General features: G+C 67.9%; 11 protein-coding genes and 1 pseudogene. 2 read left to right on the forward strand and 10 right to left on the reverse strand.

All coding sequences use genetic code 11. The features are described from left to right. Positions 1-300: 300 nt before the first annotated feature. Positions 301-723, reverse strand: a complete 423-nt coding sequence (gene arsC, locus XarbCFBP7408_RS18025) for an arsenate reductase (glutaredoxin) (RefSeq protein ID WP_104564125.1) — start codon at positions 721-723, stop codon at positions 301-303. A 626-nt stretch (positions 724-1,349) separates the two neighbouring features. Between arsC and XarbCFBP7408_RS18030 the strand changes: the two genes are divergently transcribed. After that, entirely contained in the window at positions 1,350-1,763 is a 414-nt protein-coding gene (locus XarbCFBP7408_RS18030) for a post-PEP-CTERM-1 domain-containing protein (protein ID WP_181107000.1), read from the forward strand. Further along, positions 1,756-3,416: pseudogene (locus XarbCFBP7408_RS18035) on the forward strand (PA domain-containing protein). Before XarbCFBP7408_RS18030 ends, XarbCFBP7408_RS18035 begins: the two are co-directional and overlap by 8 nt. A 241-nt stretch (positions 3,417-3,657) precedes the next feature. On the opposite strand, the gene XarbCFBP7408_RS18040 reads toward XarbCFBP7408_RS18035, so the two are convergent. From XarbCFBP7408_RS18040 to XarbCFBP7408_RS18080, 9 genes are all read right to left on the reverse strand, one after another. Then, on the reverse strand, positions 3,658-8,196 hold the full coding sequence (locus XarbCFBP7408_RS18040; RefSeq protein ID WP_104564128.1) for a cellulose biosynthesis protein BcsC: 4,539 nt from the start codon (positions 8,194-8,196) through the stop codon (positions 3,658-3,660). Continuing rightward, entirely contained in the window at positions 8,178-9,359 is a 1,182-nt protein-coding gene (gene bcsZ, locus XarbCFBP7408_RS18045) for a cellulose synthase complex periplasmic endoglucanase BcsZ (protein WP_258072199.1), read from the reverse strand. Before bcsZ ends, XarbCFBP7408_RS18040 begins: the two co-directional genes overlap by 19 nt. Further along, complete coding sequence (gene bcsB / locus XarbCFBP7408_RS18050) at positions 9,356-11,671, reverse strand: cellulose biosynthesis cyclic di-GMP-binding regulatory protein BcsB (RefSeq protein ID WP_104564129.1); 2,316 nt, start codon at positions 11,669-11,671, stop codon at positions 9,356-9,358. Before bcsB ends, bcsZ begins: the two co-directional genes overlap by 4 nt. 44 nt (positions 11,672-11,715) lie before the next feature. Further along, positions 11,716-13,860 carry a UDP-forming cellulose synthase catalytic subunit gene (gene bcsA / locus XarbCFBP7408_RS18055; RefSeq protein ID WP_104564152.1) on the reverse strand — a complete coding sequence of 715 codons (2,145 nt, stop codon included), beginning with the start codon at positions 13,858-13,860 and terminating at the stop codon, positions 11,716-11,718. Positions 13,861-13,952: 92 nt separating this feature from the next. Next, positions 13,953-14,438, reverse strand: a complete 486-nt coding sequence (locus tag XarbCFBP7408_RS18060) for a hypothetical protein (protein WP_104564130.1) — start codon at positions 14,436-14,438, stop codon at positions 13,953-13,955. A 29-nt stretch (positions 14,439-14,467) separates the two neighbouring features. After that, a complete protein-coding gene (bcsD, locus tag XarbCFBP7408_RS18065; RefSeq protein ID WP_104564131.1) occupies positions 14,468-14,923 on the reverse strand; it encodes a cellulose biosynthesis protein BcsD in 456 nt (151 codons plus the stop codon). A 171-nt stretch (positions 14,924-15,094) separates the two neighbouring features. Next, entirely contained in the window at positions 15,095-16,291 is a 1,197-nt protein-coding gene (pncB, locus tag XarbCFBP7408_RS18070) for a nicotinate phosphoribosyltransferase (protein ID WP_104564132.1), read from the reverse strand. A 119-nt stretch (positions 16,292-16,410) separates the two neighbouring features. Then, positions 16,411-17,379 carry a glycoside hydrolase family 113 gene (locus XarbCFBP7408_RS18075; RefSeq protein ID WP_104564133.1) on the reverse strand — a complete coding sequence of 323 codons (969 nt, stop codon included), beginning with the start codon at positions 17,377-17,379 and terminating at the stop codon, positions 16,411-16,413. Next, positions 17,361-18,647: a hypothetical protein gene (locus XarbCFBP7408_RS18080; protein WP_181107002.1), complete on the reverse strand. Its 1,287-nt coding sequence runs from the start codon at positions 18,645-18,647 to the stop codon at positions 17,361-17,363. Before XarbCFBP7408_RS18080 ends, XarbCFBP7408_RS18075 begins: the two co-directional genes overlap by 19 nt. Positions 18,648-18,692: the final 45 nt, after the last annotated feature.

Raw genomic sequence — 18,692 nt, forward strand, 5'->3', positions numbered from 1 at the left:
CACGCGCTTCGAGAAGTTGGACGTCATGTTCCTTGGATTCCTCAACTTCGTCCTGGTCGTTGATGGGCTTCGGATGTGTTAACAGGCCCTAGCTGCTCCCGGGAAACGTTGCAGCGATTTTAAGACCTGTGCGGTAGGTGGGGTGAGGTTGGGGAATGGGGAATCGGGGAATGGGGAGTCCGGAATGGGGAATTAGTAATTGGTAGCTGGGGCGTCAGTGGCGCTGCTTGGCGTTTCGCCTCTTGATCTGAGGTGACTGCGTTTGGTGTGGGATGACTGCGTGTTTCGGGTATCTGTCTATCAGCCCGTTACGCGTTGCCCGGCCGCGTCCAGCACGCGTTCGCCGTCTTCCTTGACGAAGCCGCTCGTTGCGGGCGGCAGCAGGTCGAGTACGCGTTCGGAGGGGCGGCACAAGCGCGCCCCCAATGCGGTTTGCACGAAGGGGCGGTTGATCAGGATCGGATGCGTGAGCATTGCGCTCAGCAACGCTGCGTCGTCCAGCGTGGGATCGTCGAGTCCCAGTTCCAGATACGGAGTGCCTTTCTGACGCATGGCCTGGCGGACCGTGATGCCGGCGGCGGCGATCAGTGACTGCAGTGTTTCGCGGGTGGGCGGGCGCTGCAGATAGTCGACGATCTGCGGCTCGATGCCGGTATGGCGGATCAGGGCAAGCGTGTTGCGGGAAGTCCCGCAATTGGGGTTGTGATAGATGACGGCGTGCATGGGGACCTGGTGCGCGGAGCGAGCAAGACTGTAACGCGCTGCGCTCGAATGGCATGCGCTGCGCGCAGAAATAGCGCGAGGCGCGCGCAGAAAATGCTGTCGCTCGTACCCTCATCCGCCCCTTCGGGGCACCTTCTCCCAAGGGGCGAAGGCGAAGCGTCCAGACCTTGGTTGGCGCGAAATGTCCGGCGGGACTGGGGCTGAGGCGGAACAAGCCCCTCTCCCCCCGGGAGAGGGGTTGGGGTGAGGGTACGGGAGCGCAGCTCAGGTGCACTCCAACCCTGCTCTCAACCTCCAGCAGGCTTCGCCCGTCCCCACGATCCGCCCCTTCGGGGCACCTTCTCCCAAGGGGGAGAAGGGAGGCTTCCGGCACAGTGGGTTCGCGTCAAAAATATGGCCGCTCCGGGTACAGGCGACCGCCGAAACTCCTGAAATGCGCCCAATGCAAGCACGCCGATAACCGTTTCAGGCTATCGCTTCGCATTCAGCGGCCCATATGTCGAAAGATTGACACGCATCACGGATTCATGATCCAGTCATGAACAGACTGAAACGGAAGGACTCCCCCCGATGCCGGTGTCTGCACGGCGTCCCTTTTCCCTGTTGGACTCAAGGAAACCCCAACGATGATGAGCTTTCGTAAGCCCGGATGGATGCTGTCCGGTGTGTTGTGTGTCGTCTGCCTGCCGGCCTTGGCCATGGCGCAAGAGGCTGCAAGCAGCAGTTCCAAGGTGGGTATCGATCCCGTCACCGGCAAGCTGCGCCCGCTGACCGACGCCGAGAGCGCGGCGCTGGATCAGCAGGCTGCGTCGGCTGCCCGCAGCAGCGCTGCCCGCACCGCGGTTCCGCAGACCGAATCTGCCGCGCGCGCGACCGAGCGACGCCTGCCCAACGGCACCGTGGCGCGCAAGTTGCCGGCCACGCAGATGAGCTCGCTGGTGGCGACCCGTCAGGCCGATGGCCGCATCGTCATCGAGCAGAGCGAAGACGCCGCCACCCAACCCGCCCACGCCGAGCACGGAGCGCTGCCGCATGAATAAGCCCTTGTTGCTGTTGTCCCTGGCCGTGGCCGTGGCTGCGGCCATCGCGCCGCTGCACGCGAGCGCCGCCAATGTCACCCTGACAATGGCGATGCCGGCACCAGCGTCGGCTTGAACGACCCCACCAGCGCTGCGCCATTGGGCGGTAACCCGGGGCGCTCGGTCGGCGAGCAGCGTCGCATCGCCTACCAGTACGCGATGGATCTGTGGGGCGCGGTGCTGCAAAGCAATGTCGAGATCAAGGTGTATGCCTCGTTCGCGCGGCTGACCTGTACCGCCACCGGCGGCACGCTGGGCCAGGCCGGCCCGAACTGGATCGTCAACAATTTCCCCGGCGCCAAGCCCAACACGTTGTATCCGTCCGCGCTGGGCGATGCGATCGCCGGACAGGACTTGGTGCCGGATCCGGCCGATCCGGCCGACGTGTTTTCGCAGTTCAACGGCGACCTGGGCAAGGACGATTGCCTGGCCGGCTCGGGCTGGTATCTGGGTCTGGACGGCAAGACGCCGGCCGGCCAGATCAACTTCCTCAACGTGGTGATGCACGAGATCGGCCACGGTCTGGGCGCGGCGGGCTTCCTCAACAAGACCACCGGCGTGCTGGGCTCAGGCAGCGGCCTGACCGACGTCTATACCTCGCAGGCCTACGACAACGTCCAGAACAAGCGGTTCGACGACCCGACCATGACCAACGCCCTGCGTGCCGAAGCGATGCGCACGCCCGGCCGTACGGTGTGGGCCGGGACGCGCGTGAACCGCGAGGCAGCATTGATCCTGGATCCGCGCACCCTGCTGCGCGTGACCGCACCGGCCAGCGCTGCAGGCAAGTTCGAAGTGGGCTTTGCCAGCTTCGGGCCACTGGCCACGGCGGCCAATTTCCCGGCGCGTTCGGTGGTGACGGTCAACGATGGCGTGGCGGCACCGTCGGCCAGCGATGGCTGCGAAACGCCGTTCGTCAATGCGGCCGATGTGGCCGGCAAGGTGGCGCTGATCGACCGCGGTACCTGTGCCTTTGCGATCAAGGTGAAGAATGCGCAGCTCAACGGCGCAGTGGGCGTGATCGTCGCCAACAACGCCGCAGGTGTGCAGACGATGGGCAACGCAGCACCGCCGATCACCGACATCACCATCCCCGCGATCATGGTGTCGCAGGCCGATGGCGCGCGTCTGAAGACCGCCTTCGTTGTTGCGGCGCTGTACGAAGATCCGGACTTGCTGCAGGGCACCGACAGCCAAGGCCGCACGCGCCTGTATTCGCCCAGCGTGGTGGCCGGCGGTTCGACCTTCTCGCACTTCGATACCGATCTGCAGCCGAACGCCTTGATGGAACCGTTCGACACACCGGAAGTGCAGGCGCACGTCAACATCGACCTGACCCCGGCGCTGTTTGCCGATATCGGGTGGACCTTGAACAGCGGGCCGGCCAAGTTGGGGACCTGCAGCACGCAGGTGCCGACGGTGGAGACCGGCGGTTTGATTCCGGGTGCGAATGTGTCTGCCGAAAGCAGCCTGTGCAAGGCGCAGAACGTCGGCAATCGCCTGGGTTACCTGACCTGCATGGACGAGCACGTGCGCGAACTGCAGAGCCAGGGCGTGATCAGCCGCTTGCAACAGGCGGCGGTGTTCGTCTGCGCCACCAAGGTGCGTCCGTAAGCGACGAACGTGGTACGTGAGTTGATGTAATGCGAACGGCGCCGGGAGGCGCCGTTCGTCTATCCGCAATCGTGTCGTGCAGCGTTCTACGCAGCGTTGCGGCGACTTGGACCACGCCGCCAGAGAGGCGATGCGAACGCCATGCACGATGCCGCCACCCGCAGCATCACGCCCACTGCGTGCACGTGCTGCACGCAGCCGCTGCGCGCCCTAGCGACGACGCAGCACGCTTGCCACACCATCAATGGTCGGCAGCGTACGGCGAGGTCAGCACCTGCGGTGCACGCCCCAGTGCAGCGCCCAGGCGATCCATCACGAAACGCAGGTAAAGATTGCTGCTGAACTGGTTGTAGTCGCGCGCGTTGTTGAACATCAGCCGCCCGCCCAGGAACAGCTGCGGTGCCACCTGCCATTCGGCCGCGCCACTGAGGTTGTAGGACACGCCGGTACGGCTTTCGCCCGCGTATACCGGGTCGGTGTAGCGGTTGACCAGGCCGAGCAGCGCCGCCAGCGATGCGGCATCGTAGGCCGCCTGTTGCAGGGTCGGGTCGGTGGGGAAATACGGCGAGGCGTCGGTGCTGAAGTGCTGCACGCCGATGCTGGCGTCGACCTTCCAGTTCACCGTCTGCCCGGCCGTGCGTCCGCTCCAGTGCACCGGGAACCCCAGGTCGACATAGTCCTGCGGACTGAAGTAGCCACCGTGGCCGTAAGTGAAGCCGCTGAGGTTCTTGTCGTATTGCATGGTGGTCAGATTGACGCCGGCAGTGAGCGATTGATGCTCGGTTTCCAATGCATGCACATAGAAACCCAGGTCGACCTGGCGATGCTCGTTGTCGGCGACGCCGTTGCCCAGCAAACGATGCGCGGCCAGGTTGGCGTACCCGCCGAGCAGGCCGTTGTCGGCGGTGGCCGACAGCGAGATGCCGTTGCTGGTGACGCCGCCCCATTCGCGGCCGCTGCGGGCGTCCTGCGCGCCGGCAAACGACAGCACGCTGTCGGTGACCGCACGCCGCGATGCCTCGGCCGACCAGCTGACGGTATCGCCGAGTTCGCCGCGATAGCCCACGCCGCCGATGACGTTCTGCTCCTGAAATCCGATCGGCGTGCTGCCCACATCGGCGCTGAAACCGCCGTTGCGATAGCGCAGGCCCACGCCCACGCCGGTGTCGTCCTGGCTGAGCCGGCGGCTGCCGTTGCCGCTGGCGGCCATGGCGTTGAGTGTGTCGGCCAGCCCGGTGGGGGTCTGCTGCGCGGCGGCGGTGCTGGCGGCCAGCGCGCGCAACGCCGCCGCATCACCTGCGCCCAACTGTTCGCTGAGCGCGGCATTGCCCAGGATGTCGCGTGCCAGCTGCGCAATCGGCGTGTTGGAAGCGTTGATGCTGAGCAGATAGGCCGGCAACGGTTCGTTGGCCAACGCGGCCAGCGCAGCGGCATTGCTGTTGTTGTTCTCCACCAGCAGCTCGTTGAACAAGCCGGTATTCAAGGTGTAGCGGCGCAGGCGTTCGCGCGTGGCGGCGGTGTCGCCTTCGGTGGCGAGCAACTGGTACATCGACGAGCTGACCAGTGTATCGATCGGGCCGCGATCGGCCGCCAGCGCATCGTTGATGGCGGTCTGCGGGCCGCTGCCGAAGCGGCTGGCGGTGACGTAATCGGTGGTCAGCGTGCCGGCATCGACAATGGTCGGGGTCAGGGTGACGCCGAGCTTGCCGTCGCCGACCGCGAACTCGGCCTGGACCGGCATTTCGATATCGTCCAGGCGGCCCAGACCGTCTTCGCCATCGCGCGAGCGGTACAGCGCGCCACCGGCGAGGTTGTCGCTGTTTTCCGACTGCACCGCACGCAACTCGTCGAGCACGCCGTTGCCGCTGCCGAGCGGCGGCAATGCCTGTGCGGCGGGCTTGGTCAGACGTGGACCGGCGTCCACGGCGATCGGCGCAATCGCGCGCGCGGCAAGCAGCCCATCGCCGCGCGACGACCCGCGCATGCGGCCGCTGGAGCTGGAGACCGGCAGCATGGCAGGCGCAGCGCTGGTGCTGACCGGCGGCGGCAACGTATCGCCGCCGTTGTCGGCAGACGCACCAATCGGTGCGGCAGCGGCGAACCGTGCAGAGCCCGGCGATGCTGCCACCGGTGCAACCGCCACGTCGCCATAGGCGCTACCGGCATCCATGCGCTCGGACAACACCGCCGGCGAGCGTGGCATGCCGCCGGTCATGCCGGAAAACGGATTGAGCGGGCGGCTGGAGGACGCGACCGCGGACGGACCACGCGCGGACGGCAGGCCATTGTCCAGTTGCCCGGCCTGACGCTGCTGCGCGGCCAGCGAGGCACGGAAATACTGCTCGGCCTTGCGGTTCTTGCCGGCGCTGCGATACACGCGGCCGGCCGCGGCCAGCACCTCCGGCGACTCCGGTGCCTGCGCCAGCGCGCGTTGCAGGTAATGCTCGGCATTGCGCAGGTCCGACTGCGCGGCCGCACTGTTGGCGGCGGCAGTGAGCGTATCCAGGTCGTCGGGATGACGTTGCAGGATCTGCTGGTAGATCGCCAGCGCCTGACGCTGGTCGCCGGAGGCGGCATACAGGCGCGCGAGCGCGGCCTGCGCATCGCGGCTGTCCGGCTGCTGGGCCAGGATCGGCGACAGCGCGTCGTAGGCGCCTTCCAGGTTGCCGAGTTCGCGCAGCGCATCCACCTGGCGCAGTGTGTAGGCGCTGCGCAGGCGTTGATAACGACGCAGCTGTTCCGGCGTCAGGGTGGTGGCCTGCAACTGGCGCAGCGCCGCCGACAGTTCGGCGTCCTGGTGCGCGCGCAGCAGCACGCCGGCATATTGCAGGCGATCTTCGCTGCGCACCGTGGCGCCGGTGACCAGGCGCTGGGCCAGGGTCAGCGCACGCGGGGCGTTGCCGGCATCGGCATGTGCGCCGGCCAGTGCGGCCAGCAACTGCGGGTCGTCGAGCTGATTGCCCAGCGCGGTTTCGGTGCGCGCCAGCAACTGCTGCGCGTCGCCCGGCCTGCCCTGCTCCACCAGCAACCGTGCCTGACGCGCCTGCAGTTCGATCCAGGCGGTGGTGCGCAGCTGGGTCATCTCCGGCGTGCGCGATGCGACCGGAATGCGCTCCAGGCTGTCGTAGGCGCCCTGCCAGTCGCCGCTTTCCTGCGCCAGCAAGGCGTTGGCCTGCAGCGCTTCGGGTTGGTCGCCATGCACGGCGAGCAGGCCGTCCATCACGCTGCGGGCCTGGTCGGGGCGGCCGGCCTGTTGGTACAGGCGGGCCAGATCCAGACGGATCCAGGCATCGCCCGGGCGCTCGACCATCGCCGCTTCCAGCTCGGTCTGCGCGCTGACCGCATCGCCGGCTTCCAGCGCCTGGCGGGCGCGCGCGCGCTGCACGTTGGAACGCAGCAAGGCCTGCCCCCCGGCTTTGGCACGTTCTGCGGCAGGCAGGCGATTGAACACGTCGCTGGCTTCCTGCATGCGGCCCTGGCGGCTGTACAAACCGACCAGGCCCTGCAGCGCGCCGGCATTGTCGGCATCGTGCGACAGCGCCTTGCGGTAGCTTGCCTCGGCGGCGGCCGGGTCGCCGGCGGCCTGCAAGCCGCCCAGCGCCACCTGCGCGGCCGGCTCGTTGGGCAGCAGCTGCACCGCCTGCTCCACCAGCTGGCGCGCCTGTGCCAGATCGCCACGTGTGCGTGCGGCCTCGGCCTGCTGCAGCTGCAGCCAGTAGCGCGCGCTATCCAGCGCACCTTTCCATTTGCCGTTATTCGCCGCGGCCGGGCGCAGCAGCTCCTGCGCTTCGGCAAAGCGCTGCTGACGCAGGCGCACCGAGCCCAGGCCGCCGAGCGCTTCCGGATCACGCGCACGTGCGCGCAATACCTGCGTGAAGCGTTGTTCGGCAGCGCCCAGATTATTGGCGCCCAGCGCGCGGAAGCCTTCGCCCAGCAGCACGCCAGTGGGGTCGGCCGGCGCGGCGGCGGCGCTGCGTTGTTCGCGCGGCTGGCCGAGTTTGGCGGTGACGTCCGCATCGGCCGGGGTGCCGGCCAGGAAGGCCTGGTACAGCGGCGCATCGGCCATGCCGGCGTTGAGCCACAGCAGCGCCTGGCGCCAGCTGCTGCGCGCCGGCCCGCCGACATCGGCGCGTTGCGCCAGCGTGCGCAGCTGCGCGATGCCGTCGCGGCGGGTGGGTTCGCGGTAACTCAGCACCTGCGCCAGCGCCAGTTGCACGGACGGGTTGCCCGGGTCGCTGGATTGCAGGCGTTGCAGACCGTCGCGCGCACGCTCCCAGCCGGTGGGGGTGCCGGCCAGCGACTGGTAGTACTCCAACGCCAACGCCGGCGGCGGCGGCTTGCCGGCGAACAGCGCTTCGTAACTGCGCGCGGCTTCGACATAGCGCCCGGCCGCGGCGGCGCGACGTGCGTTGCGCAGGTTCGGATCTTCGCCGGCAGCGCTGCTGCCACGGGCGCCGATCGCCACGCGCAGGCGCTGTGCCTGTGGCGATTGCGGGTGCGCGGCGTCGAGTTGCTGCAGGCGCTTGCGCGCTTCGGATTGACGGCCTTGCGCCAGATCGATCTGCGCCAGGCCGAGCAAGGCGTCGGGCTGATCCGGATCGACGCCGAGCAGCTTGCGCCAGGTGTCGGCGGCCAGATCGTCGCGGCCCTGGTCATGCCAGTAATTGCCCTGCTCGACCAGTTGCTGGGTGGCGCTGGCCTGCGCCTGCACCGGCGAGGCGAGCAGGCATAGGTCGATCATGCCGGCGAGGTACAGCGGGGTCAGTTTTTTGCGGAGCATGCAGGGGTTCTCCAGGCGGGCAGCAGGCGCCCGTCTGCGGCGAAGCGGTAGCGGTTCTCAAGCCAGCCCTGTCCGAACAGGGCCAGCGTGCGTTCGAAGTACGGCAGCGCAGCGGCGGCCGCTTGCGCGGCGGCGGGAATGCGCTGTGCCTGCGCCTTGAGCAGCGCGGGCTGGCCCATCGCACTCAGGTACGGCAGCAGCGCGGCGGAAAACCCCACCGGCAATGCGCCGCTGCCCACGCCGCGCGCGGTGTCGATCTTTTCCGCAAACGGAGTCTGTGCGGCGAGCAGGTCGGCCGGGCCGGACAGGTCGCGCAGCAAGCCGCTGCGCAGCGGCTCGCCGGCATCGAGCATGCCGGCCCACAGATACACGCGGATCGCATCGTAGCTGCCGACGTTGCCGCGCTTCGGGTCGGGGCCGAAGCGCTCGCCATCCCACACCGTCCAGTCCGGCGCAAAGCCCACCGGCGCGCTCTCGCGCAACACGCGTGCGGCATTGCTGGCGATCGCCGCCCACGGCCCCTTGGGATCGGCGTTGGCGCAGCGCCGCAGCACCTGGATCGGCAGGTAGCTGGGATTGAGCGTCCAGCGCTGCTTCCCGGCAAAGCCGCTGCGGCCGGGCAGCAACATCGCGCCCAGGCCCGGCAGCGTGGCCACCTCCTGCTGGCGCATCAGCTGCAGGATCTGCTGGCCGGCCTTGAGGTAACCGGGCCGGCGCCACAGCCGGCCGGCTTCCAGCAGCGCGTAGGCAATCCACAGCTCGCCATCGCTGGCGGTATTGGCATCGAGCACGCGCCAGCTGCCGCTGCCATCGCGGCCCCACAACCACGCCGGCAGATTCAGGTCCGGGCGGCCGCCGCACAGGTTGTGGCGGGTCCAGCCCAGCACCTTCTCGAACAGCACCTGGTCGTTGTTGACCAGGGCGAAGAACAGCGCATACGACTGACCTTCGGAGGTCGAGCGCTGGTCCGGGTTGAGGAAATCCACCACCCGCCCGTCGGGCTGGATGTGCTTGTCGACGAAGGCATTCCACAGCGGCCACGGCCCGCATTGGCCGGCCGCCGCCGCTGCGCGCGTGGGCAGCAATGCGGCCAGGCCGGCCAGCGCGCCGGCGCGCAGCAGGCTGCGGCGCGTCATCACCGCGGCGCGGTCACGCGCGCTCATGCGCTACCGCCTTCGTTGAGCCGCTCGGCGGCATGCCGGCGCAGCAGCACGCGTGCGGCCAGGGCCAGCAACAACGCCAGCAACACCACGGTGAAGGCCAGCCACACCGGGTGATGCGAGAAGTACCAGCGCAACCAGGTCGGCAGCGGCAGATGGCCCACGTAATAGGTCTGGTTGCCGACCAGGCTGGTGACCTTTTTCTGCTGCAGCAACACCACGCTGCCCTGGAAATCCTTGAGCAGCGCCGGGTCGAACCAGGCATCGAACAGACGGCTCATGTTGGCCGGGTCTTCGCTCTGGAACGCGACCACGCTGCGGCCGGATTTCAGCGGCGATTCGAAGCCCATCAACAGCACATCGTCCGGCTGCGGCTGCAGGGCGATGTCGGTGGTGGTCGGCAGGTCGGTGCGGCGCGCATCGAAGGACAGGAAGCCCGGCAGTTTTTCCAGCACCCAATCGGTCAGCGCAAAGCGGGTCGTCTGCCCGTCCTGGTCCACCGGCAGCTGCGCGCGCCATCGCTTGAACAGTGGCTGCGACTGCGCACTGCCGAGCAGCAACAGGTCGCGGTCGGCGTGTTGCTGCACGGCGCCGGCGCCGACGATCTGCGCATGCAGCGCCGGATACCCGGTGGAGGCGCCGAAGCGTCCAAGCAGGGTCAGCACATTGCCCAGGTCCTGGTCGCCCGGATTGTCGGGCAGCACGATGGTGGATTCGGACAGATCGGCCAGGCGCGTGAACGGGTAACCGGCATTGGCAAACGCGGCCAGGTTCGGCATCGCCATGTAGTGGTGAAAACCGCTCAGGTCGATGCTGGAATCGGCATCGATGGCGCCGGACACGTCCGGGAAAGTGTTCTTGCACTGCTCGCCCTGCGGGCGATCGAAGAAGAAGTGGAAGCGCAACTGGCTGTTGGCCGAGAACGCACCCACCGGCAATGTCAGGTCCTGGTGCACCGGCATGCTGCCGCGCGCGCCCAGGCTGTTCCACCAGCGCCTCGGGGTGGACTCGGCGAACGGGCGGCCGGTCAGCGGCAGCGTGGTCACGAACGACTCGTTGATGCTGACGTTGAGCGCGGACTTGTTATCCACGTCCGGCACCGTGTAGCGGTATTTCAGCGCCACCGGAATGCCGTCGCGCTCCCACACGAACAGGTCCGGCGGCAACTGCAGGCCGACCCGGATCAGGTCCGGGTGATAGCCGCTGACATTGAGCTGGCCGGGCTGGGTCACCAGATCGCCGAAGCGCACCGGATGCTGGCTGGATACCCACTTGGGCGCGTCGTACGGCTGACGCGGCGCCGGCGCGCTGACCTCGCCGATGCGGGCCACCGCCCCGGTCAACGGCGCACGCAAGGCCAGCGCGGTGGCCGCGCGTTGCAGGTCTTCGCTGTTGCGGCCGAGCACCAGCAGCAGCTTGCCGTTCGGATCGGTCGGGTTGACCACCACTGCCACGGTCGGCCCCCGGATATCGGCCACGCCACTGTCGGCGGTGGCGAACTGCGCCGGCAGCGTGCTGGGCGTGGCGAACACCACCGCGTTGCCGGTGGCCGGCAATGCATCGGTGGATGCCGGGAACACCGCGCCGCGATAGCCGGCCAGGGTGCCGAACCACGAGGCGACCACGCCGGCCGCCTGCAGCGTGGCGTGGTCCGGCCGCTGCGGAAAGTAGAACGGCAATTCCAGCCGACGCGTGTCGCGCACATCGAAAAACGGCACTGGCAACAACGCCAGGTTGTTGGCCAGCGCCAGCGGCGTGGTGGTCAGCGACAGGCTGGTGGCCGCGTCCACATTCGCCCACAGGCTGCTGTGGTCCGGGTCTTCGCACTCGCGCGTGTAATGGCCGATCAACTGCAGGTTGAGCTGGTTGTAATCGGTGACCAGGCGCGGGTCGATCGGCAGATCGGCCGAGAGCAGCTTGCCGGCATTGGCCTTGTCGGCGGGCAAGCTGCCCACGGTGACGCCATTGATGGTGACCTTCAGATGCGACAGGTCCGGCAACAGTGAGGGCGAATAGCTGTACTTGAGGTTGAGCGTGGCGGCAGTGACGATCTCGTCGCTGCGCACGCCGAAGGGCACGCCGGCACTGCCCTGCACGCCGCGCAGGGTGATTTCGTAATCGATGCCGAGCTCGCGCAGGCTGGAGGTGCGGGTGCTGCCGGCCGGCATCGGTGTCGGTGCGGGCGGCGCGCTCGCGGCGGTGCCGGCCTGCCCGGCCAGCGTGGTCGTCGACGTTGCCGGCACCGCCTGCTGCGCCTGCGCCAGGCCGGTCAGCAGGGTGAGCACACAGGTCAACACGGCCGGGGATATGCGCATCGGTTGCTTCCTTGCAGGGAAAAGGGAAACGGCAGGCCTGACGCTCACGACTCCAGATCCAGCGCGCGCGCCGGGCGGAAGCCCTGACGCGCACTGAGCGCGATATGTCCGCCCAGGCGTCCAAAGCCGCGCGCGCTGGCGGCCAGCACCTGGCCCATCGAGCGCCAGAACGCATCGCGGTCGTGCCGGCCCCATTGCGACAGCCAGATGTCGGCGCGCGCAAAGGTCGAGGCCACCAGCCAGCGCTCCTGTTCCATCGACATCGCGGTGAACTGCACGCTGACCTGGCCGTCGCGGTCCTGCCGCACCACCGCCGGCAAGGTCTGCTCCACGCCGCGGTGACTGAGGCCGATCTGCACCGCCAAGCCGGGTTCGATCGGCTGCGGCTGGGCGAGCCTGATCGCCATGCCGCCGGTGGAAAAATTCAGCGAGCGGCTGGGCAGCACGCTGCCATCGGGCAGATACAGAGTGACCGGGACATCCAGCGGCACGCGATGGGCGCTGCGCACCTGGCGGGTTTCGCTGGCGGTGGCGATGGTGGCGCCCAGCAGCACCATGTTGTAGAGCGTCCAGGCCAGGTTGAACCAGATCGTCTGCTGCTCGCCGCTGCCGCCGACATAGATCAGGCGCAGCACCCCGGCAACCGCACCGGCCAGGTTGAGCAACAGCAGGAACAGGTACGGCTTGGCGATCTGCGCATCGAAATAACTGCGCGCCACCAGCCCGCCCTTGGGCGTGACGTTGAACTTGCCCAGCTTGGGGTTGAGCAGCGCAACCAGGGTGGGACGGAAGATGTACCAGGCCAGCGTGGTCTCGTAGACCTCGTTCCACAGCAGATGGCGGAAGCGGCTCTGCACCCGCAGGTTGGTCAGATTGGCCTGCAGGATATGCGGCAAAGCATAGGCCAGGATCATCAACGCCGAGGCCTGGATCACGTGCGCGCCGAAGAACAGATAGGCCAGCGGCGCCGTGAGGTAGATGATGCGCGGCAAGCCGTAGAAGAAGTGCAGCATCGCGTTGAGGTAGCACAGCCGCTGCGAGAGCCTGAGCCCGCGCCCCAGCAACGGATTGTCGATACGCGCGATCTGCGCCATGCCGCGCGCCCAGCGGATGCGCTGCGCCACATGCCCGGACAGGCTCTCGGTGGCCAGGCCTGCGGCTTGCGGCACCGCCAGGTAGGCGGTGCGATAGCCGCGGCGCTGCAGCTTGAGCGCGGTGTGGGCGTCCTCGGTGACGGTTTCCACCGCCACCCCGCCCACCTCTTCCAGCGCGCTGCGCTTGATCACCGCGCAGGAGCCGCAGAAGAACGTGGCGTTCCACTGGTCGTTGCCATCCTGCAGCAGGCCGTAAAACAGCTCGCCTTCGTTGGGCACCTTGCCGTGCGTGCCCAGGTTGCGTTCGAACGGGTCGGGCGAGAAGAAATAGTGCGGCATCTGCACCAGGGCCAGCCCGGTGTCGCGCAGGAACCAGCCCATCGCCACCTGCAGGAAACTGCGGGTGGGAATGTGGTCGCAGTCGAAGATCGCCACGTACTCGCCGCTGCATTTCTTCAGCGCGGCATTGATGTTGCCGGCCTTGGCGTGCGCGTTGTTGGTACGGGTGACGTAGTTGATGCCGACCTCGGCACAGAAGTCGCGGAATGCGTCGCGGCGGCCGTCATCGAGCAGATGGATGGTGATCTTGCCGGCCGGCCAATCGATCACGCTGGCCGCCAGCACGGTGGTGCGCACCACCGACAACGGCTCGTTGTAGGTGGGAATGAACACGTCCACGCTCGGCCACAGGGCCTGGTCGGCCGGCAACGGCACCGGCTTGCGGTCGAGCGGCCACAGCACCTGGAAATAGCCCAGCACCAGGATCACGAAGGCATACAGCTCCGCGCCCAGCAGGCCCAGGCCCAGGATGAAATCCACCGCGCTGCCCACGCCCATGGTCTGGGTCGTGCGCCACCAGATGTAGCGGCACGACACCGCCAGCGACATGCCCATCATCGTCAGGATCACCACCCGCCCGCCGCGCTTGCGCACCGCCAGCGCCACGGCGAACAGCACCCCGGAAAACACCAGTTGCCGGGTGACGTCCATCGGCACGGCGACCACGAACACCAGCAGCAAGCCGCCCAGCAACCACAGCGCCCAGGTCGCCAGCGTGGACAGCGGTGATCCGGAACGGCGGCTGGCAGCGGTCATCAGATAATCCTCCAAGCGTGGCGGTGTGCGTCAGAACAAGGCGAAACAGGCGAGCGCAGCGGCGCTTGCCGAAAGTCACACGGTGGTGCTGATCAGCGCGAGCGCAGTCGCTGCAGCGGGCTTTGCGTCGAGCTGGGCGCGTCCGCCTGCAGCAGCCGCTGGAACAAGCGCTCCAACGGCGTCTGCGCCTGGCGCTCGCCTGGCTGCGATGCAGGCACTGCGGGCTCGTCGAGCTGGCGCAATTTACGTAGCGGCGCGAGCACATCGAGCGGCGGGCCTGCCGTCTCTTCGACAGGCAGTGACCGATGCGCCGCCGGCGCTGCCTGCACGACAGGCGAAACACTAGGCGCTGATGCAGCAGGCGCCGGCAGCGGCACTGGCGTCTGCGCGGCATCCGCCGCAGCGGCGGTCTGTTCGACCGCTGCCGGGACCGGCGTTTGCGTCACTCCCGGACTGCGCGGCGGCAGCTGGCTGTGGGCGAAATCCTGATAGCCCGCGCTCGCCGGCGTCCCCAACCGCGCGAACAGGCCGGACACATCGTCGTGCCCGGAGGTTGCCTTGGTGTTCTTCGGTGCCATCACACTCCCCCTTGCCCGACTTCACCCGTTCATGCCGTCCGCAGCAACATGAAGTTGCGCAGATCCATGCTGTCGCCTGGCGCGGTCTGCACCGCCAGGCCTGCCAGCATCCCAAGTTGCTGGAACCATCCTTCGTACACGCCCTGCAGGAACCCGTCGCTCCACGCCACGCCATCCAGTGCCACGCCCAACGGCGCGCTGGCGTGCTGGATCCGCACGTGGTCGGCGTGTTCGTGCATCGCGCACTGGCCCCAATCGCAGCGCTCCCACACGGCGTTGGCGGCCTGCTGCATCTCCTCCAGGGTCGCGCAGTGCGCCAGCCGGTGCTCGCGCGCGAAGCGCCGGCCGATGCGCGCCATCAACGGGGCCAGATCGTCCTCGGGCAACTCGGCGCCAAACTCGGCGGCCATCGCTCGCACAAACCCCAGCCACTGCCGGGAGCAGCTGCGCGCGCGGTACAGCGACAATGGATCGGGTGCAGTCATTCGGGCGTCGTGCGGGAAAGGGACAAACATCAACATCGCGTGCATCGGAAGTGAAGCAAGCGTGATGCCAATGTTAACGAACCCGGCAGCCAATTGAGCGCTGCATCGCACTTTTCCGGCCATTCCCCGACACCGCGCCAAGCATCGGCACAAGCCGCCGCTACACGTCAGTCACTGCCGCGCGTGGTCACCCGGTTCCGGCATCGGCGGCAGGCCGAACACATCGCGCAGATAGCGCAGGTAACCGGCGTCCTCGCACATGCTCTTGCCCGGCGAGTCGCTGAGCTTTGCCACCGGCTGCCCATTGCAGCGGACCATCTTGATCACGATCTGCAGCGGTGCCGGCCCCAGGTCGTTGGTGAGACTGGTGCCGACCCCGAACGCCAGCCGGCAGCGGGTGTGGAAGTGCGCGTACAGCCGCATCACCTTGTCGATATTGAGGCCGTCGCTGAACACCAGCACCTTGGTCGCGGGGTCGATGCGGTGTGCCTGCAGGTGGGCGATGACGCGCTCGCCCCACTCGAACGGGTCGCCCGAATCGTGGCGCATGCCATCGAACAGCTTGCAGAAATACAGATCGAAGTCGCGCAGGAACGCGTCCAGCCCGACCACATCGGACAGGGCGATGCCCAGATCGCCGCGGTACTCGCGCGCCCACGATTCCAGCGCGGCCACCTGCGAGTCGCGCAGCCGCGGCCCCAGCGCCTGGAACGCCTGCAGGTACTCGTGCGCCATCGTGCCCAGCGGGGTCAGGCCATAATGCTTGGCGAAATACACATTGCTGGTGCCGACGAACTGCTCGCCCAGGCCATCGCGCAGCAACGGCAGCAACTCGCCGTGCCAGTGCCGCGAGTAGCGCCGCCGGGTGCCGTAGTCGGCGATCTTGCAGCCGGCCGGCATGCTGCGCAGGCTGCTCACCTTCTCGCGCAGGCGGCTGCGGCCTTGTTCGTAATCCGGCTCGGAGGTGTTGCGGAACCACACCTCGTTGATGATCGCCAGCAACGGCACTTCGAACAGGATGGTGTGCAGCCACGGGCCGCGGATGGTCAGCTCGATCTCGCCCGGATGGGTGGTCGATGCCGACAGCTGCAGGTACTTGCGGTCCAGATGGAACAGCGCCAGGAAGTCGGCGAAATCCGGCTTGATGAAGCGCAGGCCGCGCAGATAGGCCACTTCGTCCTCGCGCAGCCGCAACCGGCACAGCGCATCGATCTCGCGCGAGATCTCGTCGATGAACCGGGCCAGATCCACGCCGGGCGTGCGGCACTTGAAGCGGTAGTCGACCTGCGCGGCCGGATGCTGATGCAGCACCGCCTGCATCATGGTGAATTTGTACAGGTCGGTGTCGAGCAGCGAATGGATGATCATGCTGCCGGATTATGCCCGCAGCGGCAGTGCGCCTGGCGATTTCCCTTGGCGCTTCGCCCCGGTAATGCACCTCGGCAATTGCGCCTGGCACTCCGTAGGAGAGTGCCAGGCGCCATCGCTCAGCGCGCCAGCACCTGCTGCGCCGGTTTGCCCTGCACGGTGAAGTCGCTGTCGCCCGGACCACCGGCCTTGGGATCGGTGTACCAGCACCACAGCGCAATGCCTTCCACGGCGTGCGCCTGCAGCACCTTGCGCCACTGCTGCAACACCTGCAGTTGCAGGCGGGTATCCACTGCGGCGGCGCGTTGCTCCGGGCTCTCCCATGGCGCGGCCAGGCTGCCACGTGCAGAACGCAGGCCCAGCTCCGCCACCCACACCGGTTTGCCCACGCGCTGCCCCAGTTGCTGCAGGCGCTGCGCGGCGGCGTTCATCTCGGCCGTGCGCGTGGCGGCCGCTTCGGACAGCCGCGGATACAGGCTGGTGCCCACCGCATCGAACAAGGACCAGTAGCGGAAGCTTTCGGCGTGTTCCATGCCGTCGGCCACGTACAGCAGCTTGCCGTGGTAGACCTTGCGCACTTCCGCCACCAGGCCGGGCCACTGCGGCGCGTCCTGCAGCTTGCGCAGTTCGGTGCCGATCACCAGCGCTTCGGCGTGCTCGTCTTCGGCCAGTCTGGCCAACGGCAGCAACGCGTTCTGATACGCGGCAAACCAGGCTGCCTGGTCGGTGGGCGCGGTGTCGCCGGCCCAATGCCCGGGGATCCACACATGCACCTTGAGCGTGGCCTGCAGGCCGGCGTGGTGGCTCTGCCGCAACGCCGCGCGCATCGCCTCCACGCTGCTGTCGCTGCCCAGCACCGGGTCGTTCGACTGCGGGTTGGCCTGCCACACGAACGCGACCAGCAACGCCTTGCTGGCGCCGGTCCTGGCCAGCGCGTCCAGCGACTGCCCCGCCGCCTCGCTTTGCCACGGCGCATTGGCCGAGACCTTGACGTTGGCGCCCATCCACGTCGATGCATCGGCGTTGCAGCCATTGACCAGCATGCACGCCCCGACCAGAAACGCGGTGCTCAGAACGCGTTTGAACATGTGGCGGATGCCTCGTTGGTGGACGCGGTCGTGGTAGGCGCGCAGTCCATTGCACCGATGACCGCAGTGTTCTTGTCCGGCTGCACCATTGCAGCGGTGTCAGCAGGCGTGGTGGCACCGGCAGCGAGTTGCGTGGGTGCGGCCACGTCCGCGACAGTCGTCACGCTGGGCTGCGCCTGCACGGCGTCCGCTGCCGGCGTCGCCGCGCCGGTCGGCAACGCTACCGGCGCGCGCATGACCACCGCCTCGCCCTGCAGCAAGGATTGCGTATCGGCAGGCGCCGCACGCATCCAGCTACCCCAGCCCTGCGGCTGTACCCAGGCCGCACCGATCAGGCCCAGCAACAGCAGGCCGGCGGCCTGGCTGCGCTGATCGGCATGCAGCGCGCGCAGCAGCAACGCTGCCGGCACCCACAGCAGCAGCAAGGCGTCGAACCCGGCCCAGCCGAAGGCGAACGACAGCGCCGCCGCACAGACCACGGTGCCGACACTGGCCAGCACGCCGCGCGTGAGCGCGCCGCTGCGGCTGCGGGCCAGCAGCGCCAGCACCGGGAAGCAGACCACCGCCGCCACGCCCCAGCGCACGGCCGGCAACCAGCCTTGCGCATGCTCGGCCAGCGGCAACGGCAGCGGATGCGCGCCCTGCCCGATGCTGGACAGCGTCGGCCACGGGGCGTTGAACACGGCCAGATTGACGTAGGCCCACATGCCGACCAGAAACGCGAACGGCAGATAGCACACCAGGTAGAACGAACCCGGCGCCTTGCGCAGCATCTGCGGCGGCATCACCAACAGCAGCCACGGTGCCACCATCGTCGACAGCGCCAGTGTCTGCAGATCCAGGCACAACAGGATGCACAACCAGCCGGCGATGCGCAGATAGGTGAAGGCCTCTACCGGCGTCTGCAGGCGGCGCAAGGTGCGGCACAAGCCGTAGAACGCCAGCAGACCCACCGCCTGGCTTCCGCCTGCGGCGATCGGCAGCAGGAACAGCGGATTGCAGCCCACCAGCAGGGTCAAACCACTGGCCCAGCCGCGCCCGAACACACCGGCCAGATCACGCCACAGCAGCGACAGGAACAGCGCGTTGGCGGCGACCGCCAGGAACGGCCAGACCTGGAACGGCAGATTCCAGCGGTGCAGCCCCAGATTGATCGCCCACGACAACAGACCGGTTGCCGGCAAGCCGGCCGCTGGTGCGATTGCCGGTGCGGCAGCGCCGACCGACTGCAGCAGCAGCGGCTGGCTCAGCAGCGACAGGGCCACCACGGCAACCAGAAACGCCGGCAGCCCGCTGTGACGACGCGAAACCGC

This window comes from Xanthomonas arboricola pv. guizotiae, assembly GCF_002940205.1.
In the GTDB taxonomy this organism is placed as follows: domain Bacteria; phylum Pseudomonadota; class Gammaproteobacteria; order Xanthomonadales; family Xanthomonadaceae; genus Xanthomonas; species Xanthomonas arboricola_C.